Genomic DNA, 20,406 nt, shown 5'->3' on the forward strand with positions numbered 1-20,406 from the left:
ATAACGATTTTCGCCATAGAAGGAAAAAATTTGATAAGAAAACCCAATTGTTACCAAATAAACACCAGGTCCTTTATAATGGAGGTTAGATATTTCAGTTAATTAGGGGGACTTTTTCTGATGCAGAAACGAAGCGCCAAACAAAAGATTGCTACTCTATTGATTCTGGTCTCCTTGATAATGCCACTAGGTACACCACTAACCATACCCGAACCAGTTGAGGCAGCAGTGTTCACCAACCAGGAAAAGGCATTAATCAGGCAGCTACAAAACGACTATGCTCAACTAGACAAGACACCCTACAACAGTCAGAACCTCTACTCCATCGAGCCATCACTTCTTGACCCATTTAACCCTGGGGCACTGACACCGGCATACATTACTGCACAGATGGCATACATTAACTACTACCGCTACCTTTTTGACCTCCCAAGTATCTCATCTAACGAGGCAGATAATAAGTCTGCCCAAGTAACGGCAGCCATCATGGCCGCTGTGAATGCCAATCCATTTGTAGATCAACACGGACTAGAAAACGTCACTAAACCGGACTTTGTCAGTCAGGAGGATTGGCAGACTGCACAGCAAGTCTCAGCCGCATCAAACCTCAACTTTAACGTCTACGACGAGTCCGCTGGTGAGGTAGTCAAAGATTTCGTCACGGACAGCTATAATCTCACCGGAGCCGATACTGGACACCGTGCCTGGATTCTTTCAACACGCGCAAGTCAAACAGGTATTGGCGCTGCATACGGCACGAATGGTTACCGCTACTCCGTTCAAACCGCTGTTTTCGGCAACGATATCTTTCGTCAACCCACAAAGAGTAGTGTGCCCTACCCAAGTAGTGGGGTCTTTCCTATTGAACTACTCCAGGGCGAGAACATTGCGTGGTCGCTCTACCTATCTGATCAAGCGGTCACAGGCACTCCAGCAATCACCATTAAGGACTTAGATACGGGGCAGACGGTGAATGCCACAAATGTCGGTAACTATAGTTCGAGCCACTACGGTAACTTTCAGACCGTAATTACATACTATCCCGGTAATATCAACCTGGTTTCAGGCCACGCGTACCAAGTGAATATTCAAGGTATCCTGCAATATACCTTTAAACTCTACAATCAGGTTGCGGCCAATCAGCCGGTTTACCAGGAAGAGAAGCCTAAACCAGTGGTACCGCCGACTCCAACGGAAGTTGCCGTTAATAAGTTAATGGAAGAGGCGGAGGCCCTGCGCGATTCCTTAAATTCTGGCCGAAAGATCAACAGTATTATTTTCGGTCGATCATACCAGGACGGACAGAAGTTCGTTAACTTGGGCGAGAAGCAATGGTTTCAAGACTACTACTATTATCGGAACCCGGAGATTCAGGCAGGTATCCTCGCTGTGCCCCGGGGCCGGGTGAACCTCCGTATTTATAACAGTCCTTATCCCAGCCACCAGAAGACAACATATGCCCGTCTCTTACCCCAGAACTCATATGCGTATGGACAGAAAATCCAGTATGGCGATTTCACGTGGTACTATATCGGCCCAGAGCAGTGGGTTCGTGAGCGCACCATCAAGAAAATATCATAACAATAAATTACAACTAGCAGAATAATTACAGTTTGGTTACATTGAAGTTTGCCGCTTGATTAAATAACGCAGTTTTTGCATAATGGAGTTAGAAAATAACCTTGGGGGCGTGACTTACAGTGAGACCGGATGTATTTTTTCTAATTATTACAGGTATTTCATTAGTTGGCATTGTGAGCTATTTCGTGTTTGGCAAGAAACACCGGCACACTGAACAGGTCCAACCTAATAAAGAAGCGCTTGAGGCTAAATAGTCTCAGGCGCTTTTTCTATCTCTGCTAAATATCGACGAGAAATGACGTGCTGTAAAGGACGTCGTTTAATGAGGTCAATTATTCCAGCTTCCGTGAGCTGTAAGAAGGCTTGGTTGATACTCCGGGCAGAGAGCCCCCTCTTCTTGCCTAACTCTTTTATTTCATTATCAATAATACCAGTCGTGTCTGAATCATTGAACAGGCGTGATTGAACTAGCAGATAGAGGATATGTCTTTCTGGCGAATTTTCAGTATACTGCTCCATAATGTGCACCTTCGCGCGCTTGAGCTGTGTTGCTCTTTCGTTAAGAGACTGAATAATTAATGATTGCCTACTCGAGATTATTTCCATCAACTCAAGTACGAAACTTGTGCCATCGGCGAAATTATCAGCATCACCAGTATCCGAGAAAGCCTTATAGTACTTCTCACGATTAGATCTCACTGACTGGGAGAAACTAATACCTGTAAAGATATCCAACTTACGTGCCAGATACATCGAAAGAATGTAGCGCCCGGTTCGACCATTACCATCATAAAAAGGATGGGTATTCTCGAAAAAATAATGACCGATTAACGCCTTAATTAGGAATGGTACATCATGCCCATTAATGAACATTAGCCAATCGGCCAACCTGTGGGTAATCTCAACCTCACTAGTCGGTGCTACTAAGACTTTCTTATCTACACTACCACCCTGAATATAAACTGGATTAGTTCTAAACAGTTGACCATCTGGTAAATCTGCCCGATTAATTTCACCCTTTAGTAGCTCATCGTAGATTATCCTAATATCCTCTAGATTCTCGATGTGCAAGAAGTCACCTTTTAAAATATCCTGGTATTTCTTGACTGTCGAAGTCAATCGCGCATTGGTCTTACTGTCATTAGCAGCTACGATTGCATCATCAACCTCTTGCCTAGTCGATTGTACTCCCTCAATTTCATTTGTACTAACGATCTCATTACCCATTGTTTCGATTAGAAACTGACTAACTGCGATGTTAGGTAATTGTGCAGTTAGTCGCTTAATTTCGAGCGTACTGGTGAGAATCTGCTCAGTTCTTAACGTAATTTCTGGTAGATTGACAATAAAAATCGGATATCCGGCAGTTGCGAATTCTCCACGACGAATGAGATTTGGTTTCAAATTCGTATGGTAAGTTGTTTCAGAATTGAAACGTCGCTTATATTCATTAAGATAATTTTCCTGGTGGCCGGCTGTATTATATTTAACCACCTTTAACTGCTGATAATATTGCATATTTACACCGAATTTTCTAATTGGTTAAAATAGGTTTTCTGTCAATCTACATTATACATTTTTAATTCTATTTTGACAAAATGGCTGTTTTGTCAAATAAGGGACTACATTTTTAACTATATTTTGATAAAATGGCCGTTTCGTAAAATAAGGGACTACATTTTTAACTATATTTTGACAAAATGGCCGTTTTGTCAAATAATGGATTGAGATCCACAAAAAAAGAGCTCAAATGAGCTCTTCATAACTTAATAGCTAACCTAGCGCGACATCCAGAATCATCATGACGACGAAACCGGCCATAACGCCTAGAACGGCGAAGTGGTTCTTCTCACCGGTAATGGCAGCTTCTTGAGCAGTTGGAATCAACTCCTCGACTACCACGTAGATCATCGCACCAGCGGCAAAAGCCAGCGCGTACGGAAGAATCTCTGTTACCGATGTGACCAGCACGGCACCGGCAATCCCGGCAAGTGGTTCAACCACACCGGAAGCTTGACCATAGACAAAGGCCTTTGTCCGGCTCATTCCGCTCTGCCTCAACGGTACCGAGACGGCGGCTCCCTCCGGAAAGTTCTGGATACCAATTCCGAGGGCTACGGCAATTGCAGCGAGCAATGCGGCTTTCGGATCGGCTTGGGAAGCCAAGGCACCAAAGGCGACACCGACCGCGAGGCCTTCAGGAATGTTGTGTAATGTGATAGAAAATACTAGTAATACGGTCCCACGAAAGCGCGGCGACATTCGTTCACCATCGGCTTCTTTCGGGAAATGCATGTGGGGAATCAGCTTATCAGAGAGATATAAGAAGAAACCACCGGCGGAAAAGCCCACGGCGACAATTAGCCAAGGAATTCCACCGCTATCTTCAGCGCGTTCAATTGCTGGGGCGAGCAAAGACCAGAAGCTGGCGGCAATCATGACGCCAGAAGCGAATCCGAGCATTAGATTGTAGACGTTCTTCTTGATGTCTTTGAAGAAAAATACGAGTGCAGCACCCAGAGCCGTCATGAGATACGTGAATAATGTACCTGCTAGGGCCTGTTGCCACGGGGCGAGGCCCATAAAAAACTCAGTCATGTTGTTATCCTCCACATAGATGATAACAGAAAAAGTTAGGTAAGGCTAATATAATATTTTGGAAAACGCCATTATTTGAAAAAGAGGGGTTGGACGCAAAAAACCACCGACTTACGTCGATGGATTCTTGTGGTTAAGGGAGACTATTTGTCTTCCTCTTTTCTTCTCTTACCAAAGCCGAGGACTAACCCGCTGAGGGCAAGCATAATCATACCGAATATTCCGGCGTTTGATTTAGCTTCATCAGTCTGTGGTAATTTATCCTGGTCAATTGCACTTACAGTTGTTGGTTGACCGGAGTTGGTGCTGTTGGTATTTGCTGTCATCTCAGGATTCATGTCTCGATCGATTTCAGTTTCTGTACCAGCATTGTTACTTGTTGAACCTGTGGTGCTACCTTCCTCAGGATTTACAACATTAGTATTGTTACCACCTGTGGATGGCGTAACTGTTCCTGTAGTAGTTCCAGTAGTTACAGTCGTACTCTTGTCTTTAACTTCACCAGTCTTATTATCAACAATAGTAGTTGTTGTCGTGCCATCACCATTATCATGTTTGATTGTGGTAGTCTCACCATTGTTGTTTGCTGTTGTCTTGTTATCAATTACGACATTTTCACCCGTTGCCGGTACTTCTTTACCATTAACTATTGGGTTACCACCATTTGCAGTAAGTTCAACATTTGTTGTTGTGCCATCTGGGTTAACAGGCTTAGTTGTGATGTCCTTAACTTCACCAGTCTTGACGTCAATTGTCGTCGTAGTAGTGGTCTTTGGTTCACACCAGCGACTTCAATAACTACAATATTCAATTATTAACTACTTTGTATTGCTTAATGCCCACGGAATTGTCGAGAGCACGTAGAACACCGCGCCCACGATCACTAATTCGAGGAAAACCCCACTGCCGACCTCTAAGAAGAGTCCGAAGCCAAGACCAAATAATTGCTCAGGGTTAATGAACGTCGGAATCAGTGAAACAATACCAAAGAGGACGATGACGAATGCTGCCGCCCACATCATCGCTCCACTCAAATCGTGGATAATCTCCCGCGCACCCAGGTAGCCACGCAGACGATGAATCACCGAGAAGATCATGATTAGACCCAACAAGACAATCAGTCCACCTATTAGCCAGGCCAAGGTCACCGCGTTTGCTAATGCCGTCACTTCGGTTAAATTAAAGCCACTAGCAATAGCGTACTGCGCCGTGCGCTTGTTCTGATTAATCAACTTTTTAATCGCCTTCGTCTCCGTTGACGAGTTATCGTTGATGCGCTCGACCAGAATTGCCTGAATCCGCCGGGCTAAGCCCTGGTTGTCCGTCTTGAACCAATGAAATCCCAGTGTATAGTCAATCAATGCCTGGGCAATCGGCTCCGAGATTTCCTCCGTCAGCAAATTCTGCTCCGAAGCCCGGTCCGCACCAAGTGATTCAGCGAAAGTATTGAAGCCATCATTAAGCTTCGTGTTCACAATAACCGCGTTGCTCTCCTTCTTGACCTGCCGCTCCATGTAACTGGGATTCATGAATGTCGCCATGAAGAAGCCCACACTAATTAGAATAAAGAAGCTGAAGGCCAGGAACCCCTTGTACTTCTTATTCTCGCTCTGTTCCAGTCTGCGTCTACTTCTCGTTACTCTTTGTGCCATTTGATTCTCCTATTTATTAGTTAGGAATTAATCACTGCATCATCATCAAACATGTGATCAAGCGCTTGATGAACTTCCTCAATATCCGTTCGGCCAATTAACTCACGCGCATCAACCATCGTCTTCTCGACTTGCTCTTTATCGAAGTTCAAGAAAGTAATCAGAAAACTTGAGACCATAATGTAGGCAATCTGCTCTGCCGATAAGCCCAATTCAGTTCTTTTCGAATACAGGTTTCCACCACCAGCAATCATGTACGTTAAGCCGATGCGGACATCTTTATCCTCACCGAAGGCGTCCTTTAGTCCCTCGTCCTTCAGCCAGAGCATAATCAGCTGCACCCAACGGTCGATTGTCTCTGGGTCGCCGAAGATACTGTTAATGACATTATACAGCCCTGCATCCCTTGAACCAAGTTCCAACACCGTGTTGATGAAGACCATCGTCGCCGTGTATTCATTCGTCATCGCAATGCCATTCTCGTTCAGCTTTCCCAGAATGGTCGACATTAGGTTATGTAAGATATCATTTGTAAGTCTTGTTTTATGTGGATAGTACGATTGTAAGAGGGATTTCGAGATTCCAGACTCTTTAGCAATCATCTGCAGCGAAACACCCTCTAAGCCAGCTTGGCGCATCAGGGTAAACGCGCTGTTTAAGATTGTCTTCCGCCGCTCCATATTCTTCTTCCGTGGCATCAGCTACCTCCTCTAAAAGTATATGATTACCTATACTATATCAAATTCAAATATATTTGTATAGCTAAGGAAGTTTATGATTTTGGTAAGCTTTTTAATCATTAATTCAACGCACAAATATTTTATTTTTACAAGTAAATATCGAAACCTACATATGTTATATACTTGCGAATGGTAACTGCCTCCGGAGGGAGGTGTTTTGCCGTAGATGATTTTTGCATTTCAGTTATCGCCCCACTTTTTGTGGGACTGGTAATCGTACTAGTCGATCATTGGTTAGATGACCGGCGGTAACTAGCAGTTACCACTGACCCACACACCTAAAACGTCGCTTTAGGTGAAAAAAATAGCCACTTTCCCTCGCCGGAAAGTGGCTATTGTGTTTTGCTGCTAGACTTTTGCATTTGTCGCAAAATTATTGTAACACGGATTGCGGCAAAGAGCTATCAAATCTCACCATCCAATCTCGCAAAACTTCTTTACTGACAATATACTATATTATTTGAAAGCGATGTTATATTTGGTTTAATCTATGAACGGGGTTGAATGAATGGAAACCGCAGCAAGAAAAATAGGTAACTCGGGGGGTATAATATTTCCACAAGAAATTGCTCCTAAAGTGGACGAAAAATTTAACATAATGCAAGGTGAAAGTTCATATGTTCTCAAACCAGAACGAGCCAATATTTTTAAGAATGCGTCTGCTTGGCAAGGGTTTAGAGATTTGCTCATCACATCGGACACAAAATGGGATTCGCTGGATGATATCTAGTAGCTCCCCCAAGGGATATGTCGACCTAGTCCACCGTTTCAACCATAATTAAACTTCCTCCTTCTACCACATACCAGTTAAAAAGACTAGCCAAAATCTGACCTGTACCCCGAAAGTTAAAGTAACTTTTGGGGTATACCTCATCGGCTAGTCTTTTCTTAACTTGTTAAATATTATTTCTGCCACTCAGCAACTTCATCTTTGTGACTCTTAATCCAGTTCTGAGCCGCCTTACGTGGACTTGCACCACCGTTAATTTCCAGCATGACTTCTTCCATGTCCTTTTGGGTCCAGTGGAAATTATCCAGCACTTTGTAGACCTCCGGCATGTCGTCCTTCAGTCCCTGACGGACAATAGTATGAATTGCCTCAGACTTACCCATCGTGCCCTTTGGATCCTTCAAGTACTTCAAATCATACTTACTGAACATCCAGTGGGGCGACCAACCGGTAACCACAAGTGGCTTATGCTCCTTGATTGCCTTCCCAAGGGCAACAGTCATCGCCCCAGTAGATGAGGTGCTAACCTGCCAGCCGGCAAGATTATCGTAGTCCTTCACTGTAGATTGCGCTGCACTAACAACACCCGCACCCGGCTCAATGCCCGTCACGGTTTTGCCAGCCTCGTTCGTCAAGTCAGAAATCGAGTCGACCTTCATATAGGAAGGAACAACCAAGCCAACCTTAACGCCCTTCAGGTTCACACCAAGGTCCTGCACCTTACTCTTATACTTATCGTATTGCTCCTTGTGGGTCACAGGCAACCAAGCCGAGACCATTCCGTCGCTCTCACCGCTGCCCACACTCTGCCACATCACGGCATTATCTAGTGCCGTTAGCTTAACGTCGTAGCCCATCTGGCGCAAAACCTCACCGACCACATTCGTTGATGCAACTTCTGAGTCCCACTGCACGTAGGATAAATTGACCGTTTCCTGCGCCTTCGTATTGCCTTTCGTTGCTGCCTGCGCTACGCCCACACCAATCAAGGCCAAAACCGCAGCACCGACCGTGATCCACCGAATCTGCTTGCGCCGTTTCTTCTGTTGCTCACTCATCACGCTCGCAAGTGACAGGCGTTCGTTTGCATATTGTGTGAATCGGTCAATGATAATCGCCAGGATGACCAATGCCAACCCGTTAACGAAGCCATTACCAACTTGTGCTCTTTGGAGCGCCGATAATACGCCACGCCCTAGTCCTGGGGCACCGATCATCGAGGCTGTAACAACCATCGACAAGGCCAGCATTAACGTCTGGTTGACCCCGGCCAAAATAGTGTTTTTCGCCATTGGCAACTCAACCTTGATGAGCTTCTGCCAAGCCGTTGAACCAAATGAATCAGCTGCCTCAATCAATTCCGTGCTGACACCCCTAATACCTAGGTTCGTCATCCGCACGGTTGGCGGTAAGGCGAAAATCACGGATGAGAACACACCCGGAACCACACCAATACCGAAGAAGGCGACTGCCGGAATAAGGTAAACAAAGGCAGGCATCGTCTGCATGAAGTCCAGAATCGGCTTGATGACGGATTGAGCCCGATTGCTTTTAGCTGCCCAAATACCTAAGGGAACGCCAATAATAATCGAGACCAGGCTGGCCAAGAGTACCAGCGTGAATGTGTTCATCAGGTCGCTCCAGAGCCCCTGGTTATAAATGAACAAGAGGCCAAAGAAGCTGAACAATGTGATACCAATACGTCTCGTCGAGATGATAAAGGCGAGAATCGTAATTCCTATAATCCAGACCCACGGATTAATAAAGAGGAGAAAGTCGGTGAGACCATCCATTGTGGCCTGACCACCCGATTGAATCGCCGCGAACAGCCCGGCAAAGGTATTAGTCATCCAAGTGGTGAAGTTCTCCATCCAATCCGCAACGGGCAGTTTGGCGAGTAACATTAAATTATTGAACAACATTATTTCACCTCCTGTGTCTGTACATCATTTGTTTCTGATGATGGTGCATCTTCATCAGCTAGTGTTTCAATCACGCGACCTCGAATAACTACCCCAAGCAGGCGGCCATTATCGGTGACCGCCACTGGTGTATGAGCATCGTAAATCACGTTAAAAATGTCGTTAACTGTTGTTTCTTTATCGATAGTTGGCATGTTAACATCCAACACCTTACGTAGCGGTAAGTTATTCAGCCGGGCGCTTCTGGCGGCATCCGCTGAGATGACTCCCTGCAGCTTATGTTGGTTATCGATGGCCACTACCATCGATATCCGTTCCTCACGCATCCGGTGCAAGGCCATGTTGGGCCCCTCACGGTCGATGTTAACGGTCACTGCCGGCTCCATAATATTCTCTGCCGTCAGTACACGTGATGAATCCACGTCACTTAGGAAGTGTTTCACGTAATCATTGGCCGGATTGGTGAGTAATTCTTCACCGGTACCAATTTGTTGAATTTGGCCGTCCTTCATGACCGCAATGCGGTCGCCAAGGTGAAGTGCCTCATTCAAATCATGCGTAATAAAGATAATGGTCTTCTTGAGTTTCTCTTGCAGACCAAGTAACTCATCCTGCATCTCTTTTCTAATCAACGGATCGAGTGCCGAAAAGGCCTCATCCATTAACAAGATATCGGGATTATTAGCAAGTGCACGCGCCAAGCCCACACGTTGTTGCATCCCACCAGAGAGCTGGCTTGGAAGTTGATCCTTGAATTCCAATAGGTGCAGGTTATCTAGCGCTTCCTCTGCCCGCTGCCTTCTCGTTGCCGGATCGACACCCCGCAGTTCAAGTCCGTACTCCGTATTCTCGAGCACGGTTCTGTTTGGTAATAGACCAAAGCTTTGGAAGACCATGCTCATGTTCTCGCGCCGCATTTTACGCAGAGTTTCCTTATCCGCCTTGCTGACGTCGTGGCCGGCCACGGTAATACTACCCGCAGTAGGCTCAATGAGCCGGTTGATTAGGCGAATCAACGTTGATTTACCGGAACCCGAGAGGCCCATAATCACGAAGATTTCACCCGGTTCCACACTGAAATTCACGTCATAGACCCCGACGGTTGCGCCGGTAGCCTTTAATATTTCATTTTTACTCTTATTTTCACGAACCATTTTGAGAGCAGACTTAACTTTTTTACCGAAGATTTTTGTTAAACTTTTAACTTCAACGACTGCCATCGAATTCCCCCTTTTTTAAAAAAACTGACCACTCAATAAAAACATGTATAGTCACTTTTGTCAAATAAAAAGACTGCAGCTTAGGCAGTCAAAAAGTTTGCAACGCGTTGGTAGGCAAGCTCGTCACCGACTACGTAAACAAAATCACCGGGCTCGATCACGGCGAGCGGTCCGGGCGAGACAATCATCTTATTCTGGTGCTTAATGGCGACGATGGTGGCCCCGGTATTATGCCAGAAATTGAGGTCACTGACGGTGCTCGCAGCAAAGCCCTCCTTGACCACGACCTCGTATGGCTGTAACTTATTATCTTCGTTATAACGCTGTGTCTGCTCGACCAGGCTGTTCAAGAGGCCCAAAAAGTGCTGGGATTCAGCCTGCTGGCGCTTCGCACTTTCGTGAATCTCCCGTTTCACATTCTCAATCGATTCGACGTCTTGGTATTGCTCGATAAACTCCTTTGCCTTCGCTGAAGACGCCACAAAAAAGCCGGAACCGTGTTTAACGGTCACGACGCCAATGTCGCCGAGGACGATAATGGCTTTCCTGGCAGTTTCCGGTGACACGTGGAAATTGGTAGCAATGGTTGAGCGCGCGTGGAGTTTCTCACCCTCGGCATAACGCCCATCGCTGATTCGCTTGGCCAATTCTAAAGCGATTTGCTGATATTTTGGTTGAACAAACTGGATTTTCTCAGTCATATTTCCCTCAATTATAAACAAGTTGTGACAAAAGGCGGTTAGCTTCTGAGTACTTACGATGGTACTAAAGCGCGCAACGCTGTAAGTGGCAAGTAAGACGCAGGAAGTTGCCGTTTGGAACACAGTTAAAAGTTGTGCACAAAGTAGTGACGGTAAACGGGTAACTCTTGAGTACTAGCGAAACCTGACAAAGTCTCACACAGTGAGGCAAGGATGGTTAGCTAGACGCAAAAAGTTGTTTACCGGAACACAGTTAATGACGGTAACCATTCAGCTTCCATCACACAATTTAGATATTATAGTGCAGAAAGTGACAACCGGCAAGTTTAACAGTTGTCACTTCGAGTCTTATCACATACTAAATCAGATACACCATGATAAAATTGAGGAAACAAGTTCAGACTTAAAACTCAAGAAATGAGGCATTTATCATGAAAATAGCAATAATTGGTGCAACGGGGCACGTGGGCTCATTGGTCGCGGCAGAAGCACTAGATCGCAGACACGAAGTTACGGCAATCGTCCGCCACCCGGAAAATTTGCAGTACGACATTCACTTTATCAAGAAAGATCTCTACGATCTTAAAACTGCGGATCTAATCAATTTTGACGTCGTTGTGGATGCCTTCAGTGCACCACGCGGCGCAGAAGAACAGCACAAAACTTCGATTGAGCATCTCATTTCGATTCTGCGCGGGACCGATTTACGCCTGTACATCGTTGGTGGCGCGGGGACTCTCTATACCGACGAGAGCAAGCAAACGAAGCTCTATCAAATGCCCGGCTTCCCCAAAGTTGTCTTTCCTACCTCCAAAAACATGGATGACGGCCTAAACGCATTAAAGAAGACGACGAACCTTTCCTGGACCTACATCTCCCCATCGGCAAACTTCATTCACTCAACTGATAAATCCCACGGCTACATTGCTGGCGCTGAAGTTTTGCTAAACTCACCCTCATCAGGACAGAGTGAGATCACAATGGCGGAATATGCGGTGGCGATGCTGGACGAGATTGAGAATCCAAAGCACCTGAATCAGAGATTTACAGTTGTCAGCAAATAAAAAAGAATGCACCAGACAATGGTTAGCTTCTGAGTACTATCGGATCAGCTAGTTAAAATTCAATATTTATTATATTAAGCGGTGTAAACCGCTTTCTTTTTTGCTATACTGAACGTAAATTAACAATTCAGAAATGGTGATTAAGATGGAGATTTAAGAACTAGAAACAGGATTCATTGAACATTTCGGCATTGAACCAAGCAACTACTTCTTCTCACCCGGACGCATTAACCTTATCGGCGAGCACACGGACTATAATGGTGGCCACGTTTTCCCAGCCGCAATCTCATTAGGTACGTACGCAGCAGTCGGCAGAAGAAACGATCGCGAGCTTCACTTCTTCTCAGCCAACTACCCAGATCAAGGTGAAATCAGCGTCCAACTGACCAACCTTGACTACAACGTTAGCGATTCCTGGACCAATTACGCAAAAGGCATGTTCTTGTTTGTTCAACAACAAACAGGTGCCACATTCGATTCCGGCTTAAATATCTTCATCAAAGGTGATCTCCCCTAGTTCTGTCCTTTATTTCATGAAAGCCCTCTTGTTTTAACAATTTCAATACTTGCATTGCCGCAATTTATACCACCTTACCTCCTCCTTTCTACACTCTCGTTTTACATACTTTTATATAAAAACAAAACATAAAGTTACATAAAGTCCGCGAGCAAAAAAAAGTTGCCGGAAACTTTATTCCCAACAACTTCACATCGTCATAATTTATAATTTCAAATTCTGCTGGTCATCGAAGATATCGTGCAGTGACTTGTTCTCATAGATATGTTGAATCGCTGCAGCGAGTAAGTGGTCAACCGATAGACGTACCATATTATTCGGGTACCGGCCATCCTCATGAATAATCGAGTCCGTCACGACGATTTGTTCAATCGGTTCCGTATTTAGCAGATCTGTTGCATTTTTTGATAGTAATGCATGCGTTGCAGCAGCGTAGACGTGCTTTGCACCGGCGTTTAGCAGCGACTTGGTTGAATATGATAAGCGGACACCCGTATCAATGATGTCATCCACGATGATTGCAGTTGCACCTGTGACATCGCCAATAATATCGTGTACGGCATTGTCATAATGGGAGCCACGCTGATCCACGATAGCAATTGGTGCGTCGAAGAACTCTGCAAATTTCCGCGCCATGTTGGTACCGCTGTGATCAGGTGAAACAATCACAACGTTGTCCTTTACTCCCTCGTCCAAGAAATACTTCGCCAAGATTGAAACGGCCCGCAAATGATCCACCGGAATATCAAAGAATCCTTGGATTTGTGATGCGTGAAGGTCTAGCGCAATTACTCGGTCAGCCCCAGCCTCTTCAATCATGTTGGCCACGAGCTTCGCCGTAATTGGCTCCCGTGCCTTGGTCTTTCTGTCAGCACGCGCATACGCCATGTATGGCACGACAACGTTGATTTTGTGCGCCGATGCCCGTCTCAGTGCATCAATGATAATCAAAAGTTCCATTAAATTCTCGTTGACCGGATCCTGAATCGACTGAATCACGTACACGTTGTCACCACGGACGGTTTCGTTGATGTTAATGTTAATCTCACCATCACTGAAGTGCTTAATTGAGGTCTTGATCAATGGAAATCCTAGTACCTCGGCCGTCTTCTCTGCCAGTGGCAGATTACCATTCAAGCCAATCAGTTTAATATTATGTTTTGTGTTGCCCATCTTATCTCCTATATGTCCCACTTGTCCCAATACCTACAATTAGGTTGTAATAAACACATCTATCATAGCAAATTATCGCTTTTTTTCCTATGCATAATGCTACAATATTAGCAATAGATGAATGGAGATTGAAAATGCCAGAAGACAAGCAGGTTTTAACCCGTGCAGAAGTGGACCAACAACTCACTTGGGACCTCACGCCCCTTGCGCGAAGCAATGCAGATTTTCACCAAAAACTAACACAGGTACAACAAAAAGTTGTCGCCTTTGCTAAAAAGTATAAGCAACCCGAGTTATCAGTGCCAGAACTAAAGAATGCACTAGCAGACTATAACGCACTGACAGAAGCCGCGGAGACGCTCATCACCTACTCCTCACTACTCAGTTCGACAGACTTCACGAACGCCGAAAACTCCCAAATCGCCTACGAAGGGAGCCAATTCTACGTCAGCATGCGAGCGTCCCTGCAGTTCTTTGAAGATGCCTTATTGCAACTGGACGATTCAACGTTCCAGCAATTAGTTGAGGCCAGTCCTGAGTTCACCGGCTTTCTCCGGCAGTTAAAACACTACCAGCAGATAGCACTCGACCCGAAGGTCGAACATGCACTAGCGCTACTTGGTCCGACATTTAGTGCCCCAGAGAATACGTACGAGGCCATGCAGACTGCCGACCTGCACTTCGATGATTTTCTGGTTGATGGCCAGAAATACCCCTTATCCTTTGGCCTGTATGAAGACTATTATGCCTACCATGAGGACCCAGCAGTTCGGCGCGCTGCCTTTGCTGCTTTCTCAAAAGAACTGGCACGACACCAGAACGTGACCGCAGCCAACTACCTGAATGAAGTAACTACATCGAAGCAGCTAGCTACCCTCCACGGTTTCGACTCCGTGATTGACTATCTGCTCTACGATCAAGAAGTTGACCGCGAAATGTTCAACCGCCAAATTGATCTAATTATTGCAAAGTTTGGCCCCATTATGCAGAAATATCTAAAGTTGTTACAGCAGGAACGTGGCTTATCTGAATTAACCTTTGCCGATCGTCTCATCGACCTCGATCCTGAATTCGCACCTAGCGTGTCCATCGAGGAATCCAAAAAATACATTGAAACAGCGTTACAACCACTAGGATATGAGTACGTCAACATGATTATGCAGGCGTACCCCGCACGGTGGGTCGATTTCGTCCAGAATAAGGGTAAATCATCCGGCGGATTTTGTACCTACGCTTATAACGCCCACCCGTACATTCTAATGTCCTGGCAGAACGTGATGGCCGATGTCTACACATTGATTCACGAAATGGGCCATGCTGGACAATTCATGTTCACAGCCAAGCAGCATCCGGTACTTGACTTCGAACCTTCGACATACATCGTCGAGGCTCCATCTACTTTTAACGAGCTCTTGCTCACCGACTCCTTAGTCCAAAATGCAACGGATGACCGGATGAAGCGTTACGCTCTCACCAAAATGTTAAACAATACATACTTCCATAACTTCATCACCCATCTGCTGGAGGCTGCCTTCCAGCGCGAAGTCTATCAGCTCATTGATGCCGGCCAGAATTTCGATGCTGCGAAGTTGAATGAGATTAAAACGCAAGTCTTCCACCAGTTCTTCGGCGATGCACTAACACTTAATCCGGGGGCAGAATTAACTTGGATGCGCCAAAGTCATTATTACATGGGGCTATATAGTTACACCTATTCTGCCAGCCTAACCGTCTCTACGCAGGCCTTCTTAAAGATTAAAGATGAGGGGCAGCCGGCAGTTAACCGCTGGCTCCGGTTCCTCGGGCTTGGTGCAAGCAAGAATCCAGTTGACTCTGCTGCCACACTCGGCATCGATATTAGGACGAATGAGCCGCTCCTGAATACGATTAATTATCTCGGCGAGGTAGTTGACGAAGTTATTGCTCTCACTGCCAAAATCAACCAATAAATTTATCCTACTAAAAAACAGCAATCCAGAAACACCACACCGGAGCTAATCCGGGTAAAGTGAGTGCGTGATTTGCTGTTTTTTTTGGCGATTGATTAGTCTGTTGCTTGTGGCGCCTGCTGCTGACTCGCCCTAATTCGTTCGTTGATAAAGTCATTCACCTTATCGAGATCCAGTACATTGGTGGAGCCTGCCATATCAAGGATGATTGCCTGTCGGTTATACGTCAGCTTCCGAGCGGAAACCACCCCTTCGGGGACGTGCTCACCCTTCTTGACGAACCGGAAGTAGCCCGGTTGAAACAAGTTTGGCCGGCGTAAATCGACTCTAGCTAAATCGACATACGCAATCTCGGTGATGGGATTCCCCAGGTAATCAAGAATACTGGGCCCCTTCTTACGCTCCAAACGAACGTGCTCCTCATCAACGGTTAGAGTAGCGTTCACTCCCTGAATTTTCAACTTCTCAGCCATGAATATTCCCCCACAAAACTTGATATATTATCTATTTACTATTCTACAGTTTTTAGTACGGAAATGCTGAACTAAATTGAGCATTTATTCAGTCTAATTAGGAGAGAACTAGTACCAGGCGGGCTTATCACCATCCGTTCCCGGTTTATTGACACCCAGGGACTCACGGACGTGCTCTTGCTGATTAATTACCAGGTGGTAAACCAGTGCAGCGATACTCTTGCGGGAAACCTCCGTCCCCTTAAAGTCCTCACCCTTTTGGGTCAACTCGTAGTCGACCTCATCCTTGTCGGTCAACCACGCAGGACGAATAATGGTGTAGTCGAGCGCCGATTGCTCTATTTGGTCGGTCGCCGCCCGATAATTGGTAATATAATCACCCAAGATATTCTTGTTCCATTCACCAAATTTGCCAGGTACCTCATCATAAATTCCGATTGTTGAAATCCAGATAAGCCGCTGTACCCCGCTCTGCTCCATCGCTACCCGCACAGCCTGTGCCTGCGCAACAATGTTCTCGCCAGCCAAGTTAGCATAGACAACATCTTGGCCCGCCATCGCCTGAGCCAACTCCTGTTCATTGCTGGCATCACCCTCGATGATTGCCTTAACCTGGTCCTTTAAGCCGTCTAGCCGCGCGGCCCGCCGCAGAAATAAGGTAACCTGCACGTTCTCGTCCGCAATCATGAACCGTTCAGCGATTCTTGCAATCTTGCCATTAGCACCAATAATCAAAACATTTGTCATTATCCTACCTCCAAAAGTTTCTTACTTTTTGTAACTGCTTTCAGGATAGAACATTTACGAAAACTATACAAGTATTTATTATCATAAATTAGAGAATTGGTAGGACGAAATTGATCCACAACCAGCTCAGCGGCATCACGACAATCATCGCCGGAATCATATCCGCAGTCGGGAACATCTTGATTTGAACCATGTGAAAGCCGGTTGCAAGCATTAGCACACCACCAGCAGCCTTAAAGTCCGCGATCATCGTTGCTGTCGTTAGTGGGTAGATAACGCCCGCAAGTAGATAGAGTAGGACAAAGATCAGGACTTGTGGAATGGCAATCATCGAGACAACGAAACCTAGGTTAGCAGCGAAAATCGCAGCCGTGAAGAAATCGAGAATCGACTTACTAATCAGGATCGAAGCATCTCCGCTCATTCCCTCCGTTAAAGAGCCGTAGATTCCGGTACCACTGGCACAAAACAACACGATTACCGTCACTAAAGTCGCATCAAACTCCTGCTCACTCATTCCCTCGCTCGGTTTGGAATTATCTTCGTAATCATCTTTTGCATCCACTTGGCACCCTGATTAATTCTTTCCCCTAGGTGAATCATTAGGCCAATTGCGGTACCGATGATAACCGCGAAGATTACGGCCGACATGTTCTTCATTGGAGCAATTGAGTAGATCCCCATCGTCATGGAACAGACACCGAAGACCAGATTCAAACCTGACTTGAATTCTGCGGACATTTTCTCACCGCCAAAGGTGCCAATTACACCATCCAAGAAGATGGCTAAACCGTTAATTATAATTCCTATTGGCATGATAAATCCCCCTCTAACAATATTGCCTAAAAAAAATTCAACTGAACAATGTTACCAGATTTTTAAATTCTGCACCAATTTTTTATTCCTGATTATTACCCGGGAAATAATCTTAACAGACGACTAAAACAAAGAATTGCGATATAACACGCCTCTAAGGACGCCTTGTTATACCAACATGATATAATACGCTGATGGAACGTGCCACAGATGTGCCACTCTCAAATACTAATGGAGCCTACCCTCACAGGTAAGCTCCATTTTTTCATTGTAAATTTATAATGTACTGTCCTGACCTTGCCTTGAATTGTAGTTTGAATTGTTGATTTCGATTTGTCAGAATTACTTTGTGGCTTTTTCCAGCTTTTAATATGAATGGTGCTTGTACTGTCTTACCGTTCAAATTGACAAGGCGTATTTCTATATCTCCCTGACTTCCATCATCGTTTGTAAGTACATATGATGATTTGAGTAATGATGGCCGGATAAGTGAACTGCCATTCCAGCTAGCAGTGTGCCATCGTGCTGATGCATGTTGTGAAACGGTCAATACGGTTGATTGATCAGGTGAAATTGTTTGATTCACGGTTTCGGTATTATGATAAAGCAAATATAATGACAAACCAAGTACTGCAATAAAAGCTGGCACAATGATTCTCAAAGCTATCTTCCGTTTTCGGTTCAATCGTTGCTCTTTACCCATCTCTTCAACCATTTCAGGCTCCTCCTTCAGCAACTGGTCAATAGACATTTGAAGGATTTCGCTCAGAGATACAAGGATATCTAAATCTGGATAATTTCGCCCCGTTTCCCTTAGTTAAAGATATTGTTGGGTATCTCAAGATGTGTCATTCGATTTTGCCGATAAAGCGGTAGAAGATTTCCACTTCCTGTTCCCGGCTTCCGTCCTCACTTTTGACCGCTTCATGGACAAGGATTTTTTCAATCAGCGTATTCAGAAGTTCAGCCGTCAATTCTGTGGGATTGACATACTGTTTCATCAGACCTATCCACTTTTCAGCGTCAACCGCTGTCTGGGCGGCGGTCTCCATCGCTTCGTGAAGCCGTTCAATTTTTACGTCCAATTCTCGCTGTTCGCCCTGATACTTTTCGGACAGCATATTGAAATTGTATTCTGTAATGCGTCCGGCAGACCAGTCCTCATACATTTTTGCAAACAGGGTGTCTACTTCTGCTTTGCGCTTTTCCGCCTTTTTCAGTTCGGCTGTCTGCCGCTTCCTTGCAGTATTGCGTTCCTTGTCGCTGGCGTTAAGTAGCCGTTTCAGAAGTTTGTCCCCATCCTGCTGTGCCAGCACAGACCAGTATTGCAGACGGGAAAGGACATAGGCGTAAAGCACATCATAGCGGATATAGTGCATGGAACACTGGTGCAATCCTTGCCCGTACTTGCTACAATGGTAGTGGGCATAGGGATTTTTGTTCTGGCTGTTCATACCATAGGCCAGCGACCAGCCGCAGTCCGCACATTTTACCAGCCCGGAAAATATCTGTGTTGTGCCGTTCTTCTGCCGTCTGCGCCTGTTGCAAATCTGCTCCTGTACTTGACGGAACACATCTTCGGAAATAATCGCTTCGTGGGTGTTCTCCACACGATACCATTCCTCTTTTGGCTTGCGTACTTTCTTCTTGTTTTTGAATGAAATGTTGGTCTGCTTATTGTGGACGCTGTGTCCGATATAGGTTTCCTCTTTCAGAATACTTTTCACCTGCGCTATCGTCCACGCATAGGCTTTTTCCTCCGGCGCTCCGGCATAGATATTTGCGAAAGTGCCGTATCTCTGGAAATTCAGCCAGCCGGGAGTAGGTACTTTTTCTTCGACCAAAATCCGTGTAATGCTGGCGGCTCCCCGGCCATGAACGGCAAGGTCAAAAATCTTTTCGATAATCCACCTTGTTTCCGGGTCAATCAGAAGATGGCCTTTCTTATCTGGGTCTTTGACATAGCCAAGCGGAGCATAGGCTCCATAGTGTGCGCCATTTGCGAACCGTGTCCGCATGGCCGCCTTTACCTTTTTGCTGGTCTGGCGGGCGTGCATTTCATTCAGAATGTTGAGGAATGGGGCAAGCTCATTCTCTCCGTTGATGGTGTCCACATTGTCATTGACAGCGATATAGCGGACGCCTTTGCTGGGAAAGTAGATTTCCGTGTACTGGCCGGTCAGAATGTAGTTTCTGCCTAAGCGGGATAAATCCTTCGTAACAACGCAGTTGATTTTCCCGTCCTCAATGTCATCAATCATTCTCTGAAAATCCGGCCTGTCAAAGTTCGTTCCAGACCATCCATCGTCGATATATTCATCTATGACATTCAGGCCATGCTCGGCGGCATATTGCCGGAGCATCATGCGTTGTGTCTGAATACTCCCGCTTTCTCCTTGCAGTTCATCGTCCCGGCTCAATCTCATATAAAGCGCCGTGTTGTAAATCGTAGTATTGTAAGGTTGTTTCACCGTAAAAATCCTCCTTCTAAAGAAACAACCCACGCTTACAATACTTTTGCTC

General features: G+C 45.5%; 19 protein-coding genes and 2 pseudogenes. 7 read left to right on the forward strand and 14 right to left on the reverse strand.

Translation table 11 applies throughout. The features are described 5' to 3' along the window. The first annotated feature begins 120 nt into the window (after positions 1-120). On the forward strand, positions 121-1,581 hold the full coding sequence (locus tag LA20533_RS03440; RefSeq protein WP_056945889.1) for a CAP domain-containing protein: 1,461 nt from the start codon (positions 121-123) through the stop codon (positions 1,579-1,581). 246 nt (positions 1,582-1,827) lie between these two features. On the opposite strand, the gene LA20533_RS03445 is transcribed toward LA20533_RS03440, so the two are convergent. The 3 genes from LA20533_RS03445 to LA20533_RS03455 form a co-directional block, all read right to left on the reverse strand. Further along, positions 1,828-3,075 carry a Fic family protein gene (locus LA20533_RS03445; protein WP_162254391.1) on the reverse strand — a complete coding sequence of 416 codons (1,248 nt, stop codon included), beginning with the start codon at positions 3,073-3,075 and terminating at the stop codon, positions 1,828-1,830. A 279-nt stretch (positions 3,076-3,354) separates the two neighbouring features. Then, positions 3,355-4,179 carry a ZIP family metal transporter gene (locus LA20533_RS03450; RefSeq protein ID WP_056945887.1) on the reverse strand — a complete coding sequence of 275 codons (825 nt, stop codon included), beginning with the start codon at positions 4,177-4,179 and terminating at the stop codon, positions 3,355-3,357. 143 nt (positions 4,180-4,322) lie between these two features. Beyond that, positions 4,323-4,505, reverse strand: coding sequence for an LPXTG cell wall anchor domain-containing protein (locus LA20533_RS03455; RefSeq protein WP_056945886.1), 183 nt, complete (start codon positions 4,503-4,505; stop codon positions 4,323-4,325). Between the two features lie 10 nt (positions 4,506-4,515). Between LA20533_RS03455 and LA20533_RS08545 the strand changes: the two genes are divergently transcribed. Next, positions 4,516-4,977 carry a hypothetical protein gene (locus tag LA20533_RS08545; protein WP_141322574.1) on the forward strand — a complete coding sequence of 154 codons (462 nt, stop codon included), beginning with the start codon at positions 4,516-4,518 and terminating at the stop codon, positions 4,975-4,977. Between the two features lie 20 nt (positions 4,978-4,997). Here LA20533_RS08545 and LA20533_RS03460 read toward each other — a convergent pair whose 3' ends face one another. Beyond that, complete coding sequence (locus LA20533_RS03460; protein ID WP_054746400.1) at positions 4,998-5,831, reverse strand: hypothetical protein; 834 nt, start codon at positions 5,829-5,831, stop codon at positions 4,998-5,000. A 20-nt stretch (positions 5,832-5,851) separates the two neighbouring features. Further along, positions 5,852-6,529 carry a TetR/AcrR family transcriptional regulator gene (locus LA20533_RS03465; protein WP_054746401.1) on the reverse strand — a complete coding sequence of 226 codons (678 nt, stop codon included), beginning with the start codon at positions 6,527-6,529 and terminating at the stop codon, positions 5,852-5,854. A gap of 171 nt (positions 6,530-6,700) precedes the next feature. Between LA20533_RS03465 and LA20533_RS08550 the strand changes: the two genes are divergently transcribed. After that, the gene (locus LA20533_RS08550; RefSeq protein WP_141322581.1) at positions 6,701-6,823 is read left to right on the forward strand and encodes a type I toxin-antitoxin system Fst family toxin; all 123 of its coding nucleotides are present in this window, start codon (positions 6,701-6,703) and stop codon (positions 6,821-6,823) included. A 256-nt stretch (positions 6,824-7,079) separates the two neighbouring features. Further along, on the forward strand, positions 7,080-7,301 hold the full coding sequence (locus LA20533_RS03470; RefSeq protein WP_054746402.1) for a hypothetical protein: 222 nt from the start codon (positions 7,080-7,082) through the stop codon (positions 7,299-7,301). 173 nt (positions 7,302-7,474) lie between these two features. On the opposite strand, the gene LA20533_RS03475 is transcribed toward LA20533_RS03470, so the two are convergent. The 3 genes from LA20533_RS03475 to LA20533_RS03485 form a co-directional block, all read right to left on the reverse strand. Continuing rightward, positions 7,475-9,223 carry an ABC transporter permease/substrate binding protein gene (locus tag LA20533_RS03475; RefSeq protein ID WP_141322575.1) on the reverse strand — a complete coding sequence of 583 codons (1,749 nt, stop codon included), beginning with the start codon at positions 9,221-9,223 and terminating at the stop codon, positions 7,475-7,477. Beyond that, the gene (locus LA20533_RS03480; protein WP_056945885.1) at positions 9,223-10,443 is read right to left on the reverse strand and encodes a quaternary amine ABC transporter ATP-binding protein; all 1,221 of its coding nucleotides are present in this window, start codon (positions 10,441-10,443) and stop codon (positions 9,223-9,225) included. The genes LA20533_RS03475 and LA20533_RS03480 overlap by 1 nt, the downstream gene beginning before the upstream one ends. Before the next feature lie 80 nt (positions 10,444-10,523). Then, on the reverse strand, positions 10,524-11,144 hold the full coding sequence (locus tag LA20533_RS03485; protein WP_056945884.1) for a GntR family transcriptional regulator: 621 nt from the start codon (positions 11,142-11,144) through the stop codon (positions 10,524-10,526). 431 nt (positions 11,145-11,575) lie between these two features. Between LA20533_RS03485 and LA20533_RS03490 the strand changes: the two genes are divergently transcribed. Further along, positions 11,576-12,208 (forward strand): NAD(P)-dependent oxidoreductase, encoded by a 633-nt coding sequence (locus tag LA20533_RS03490; protein WP_054746403.1) that lies wholly within the window; start codon positions 11,576-11,578, stop codon positions 12,206-12,208. Between the two features lie 175 nt (positions 12,209-12,383). Continuing rightward, positions 12,384-12,512: pseudogene (locus tag LA20533_RS08925) on the forward strand (galactokinase family protein); the annotation flags it as partial. Positions 12,513-12,929: 417 nt separating this feature from the next. On the opposite strand, the gene LA20533_RS03500 reads toward LA20533_RS08925, so the two are convergent. Further along, positions 12,930-13,898, reverse strand: coding sequence for a ribose-phosphate diphosphokinase (locus tag LA20533_RS03500; RefSeq protein ID WP_056945883.1), 969 nt, complete (start codon positions 13,896-13,898; stop codon positions 12,930-12,932). Between the two features lie 134 nt (positions 13,899-14,032). On the opposite strand from LA20533_RS03500, the gene pepF reads away from it, so the two are divergent. Then, positions 14,033-15,847: an oligoendopeptidase F gene (pepF, locus tag LA20533_RS03505; protein WP_056945882.1), complete on the forward strand. Its 1,815-nt coding sequence runs from the start codon at positions 14,033-14,035 to the stop codon at positions 15,845-15,847. Between the two features lie 95 nt (positions 15,848-15,942). Here pepF and LA20533_RS03510 read toward each other — a convergent pair whose 3' ends face one another. The 5 genes and pseudogenes from LA20533_RS03510 to LA20533_RS03530 form a co-directional block, all read right to left on the reverse strand. Beyond that, positions 15,943-16,320 carry a hypothetical protein gene (locus tag LA20533_RS03510; RefSeq protein ID WP_056945881.1) on the reverse strand — a complete coding sequence of 126 codons (378 nt, stop codon included), beginning with the start codon at positions 16,318-16,320 and terminating at the stop codon, positions 15,943-15,945. A 108-nt stretch (positions 16,321-16,428) separates the two neighbouring features. Next, the gene (locus LA20533_RS03515) at positions 16,429-17,067 is read right to left on the reverse strand and encodes an SDR family oxidoreductase (RefSeq protein ID WP_054746405.1); all 639 of its coding nucleotides are present in this window, start codon (positions 17,065-17,067) and stop codon (positions 16,429-16,431) included. 88 nt (positions 17,068-17,155) lie between these two features. Beyond that, a pseudogene (locus LA20533_RS03520) lies at positions 17,156-17,883 on the reverse strand (DUF554 domain-containing protein). Positions 17,884-18,148: 265 nt separating this feature from the next. Then, a complete protein-coding gene (locus LA20533_RS03525; RefSeq protein ID WP_054746406.1) occupies positions 18,149-18,598 on the reverse strand; it encodes a hypothetical protein in 450 nt (149 codons plus the stop codon). 133 nt (positions 18,599-18,731) lie between these two features. After that, positions 18,732-20,354, reverse strand: coding sequence for a recombinase family protein (locus LA20533_RS03530; RefSeq protein ID WP_002334812.1), 1,623 nt, complete (start codon positions 20,352-20,354; stop codon positions 18,732-18,734). Positions 20,355-20,406: the final 52 nt, after the last annotated feature.

The sequence above is a fragment of the Amylolactobacillus amylophilus DSM 20533 = JCM 1125 genome (genome assembly GCF_001936335.1).
GTDB classification, from domain to species: Bacteria; Bacillota; Bacilli; order Lactobacillales; family Lactobacillaceae; genus Amylolactobacillus; species Amylolactobacillus amylophilus.

Coding starts and splice junctions, on each gene's coding strand:
- LA20533_RS03440 (WP_056945889.1), top strand. CDS start 121: ATGCAGAAACGAAGCGCCAAACAAAAGATTGCTACTCTATTGATTCTG.
- LA20533_RS03450 (WP_056945887.1), bottom strand. CDS start 4,179: ATGACTGAGTTTTTTATGGGCCTCGCCCCGTGGCAACAGGCCCTAGCA.
- LA20533_RS03455 (WP_056945886.1), bottom strand. CDS start 4,505: ATGACAGCAAATACCAACAGCACCAACTCCGGTCAACCAACAACTGTA.
- LA20533_RS08545 (WP_141322574.1), top strand. CDS start 4,516: ATGTCTCGATCGATTTCAGTTTCTGTACCAGCATTGTTACTTGTTGAA.
- LA20533_RS03460 (WP_054746400.1), bottom strand. CDS start 5,831: ATGGCACAAAGAGTAACGAGAAGTAGACGCAGACTGGAACAGAGCGAG.
- LA20533_RS03465 (WP_054746401.1), bottom strand. CDS start 6,529: ATGCCACGGAAGAAGAATATGGAGCGGCGGAAGACAATCTTAAACAGC.
- LA20533_RS08550 (WP_141322581.1), top strand. CDS start 6,701: ATGGTAACTGCCTCCGGAGGGAGGTGTTTTGCCGTAGATGATTTTTGC.
- LA20533_RS03470 (WP_054746402.1), top strand. CDS start 7,080: ATGGAAACCGCAGCAAGAAAAATAGGTAACTCGGGGGGTATAATATTT.
- LA20533_RS03475 (WP_141322575.1), bottom strand. CDS start 9,223: ATGTTGTTCAATAATTTAATGTTACTCGCCAAACTGCCCGTTGCGGAT.
- LA20533_RS03480 (WP_056945885.1), bottom strand. CDS start 10,443: ATGGCAGTCGTTGAAGTTAAAAGTTTAACAAAAATCTTCGGTAAAAAA.
- LA20533_RS03485 (WP_056945884.1), bottom strand. CDS start 11,144: ATGACTGAGAAAATCCAGTTTGTTCAACCAAAATATCAGCAAATCGCT.
- LA20533_RS03490 (WP_054746403.1), top strand. CDS start 11,576: ATGAAAATAGCAATAATTGGTGCAACGGGGCACGTGGGCTCATTGGTC.
- LA20533_RS03500 (WP_056945883.1), bottom strand. CDS start 13,898: ATGGGCAACACAAAACATAATATTAAACTGATTGGCTTGAATGGTAAT.
- pepF (WP_056945882.1), top strand. CDS start 14,033: ATGCCAGAAGACAAGCAGGTTTTAACCCGTGCAGAAGTGGACCAACAA.
- LA20533_RS03510 (WP_056945881.1), bottom strand. CDS start 16,320: ATGGCTGAGAAGTTGAAAATTCAGGGAGTGAACGCTACTCTAACCGTT.
- LA20533_RS03515 (WP_054746405.1), bottom strand. CDS start 17,067: ATGACAAATGTTTTGATTATTGGTGCTAATGGCAAGATTGCAAGAATC.
- LA20533_RS03525 (WP_054746406.1), bottom strand. CDS start 18,598: ATGGTTGAAGAGATGGGTAAAGAGCAACGATTGAACCGAAAACGGAAG.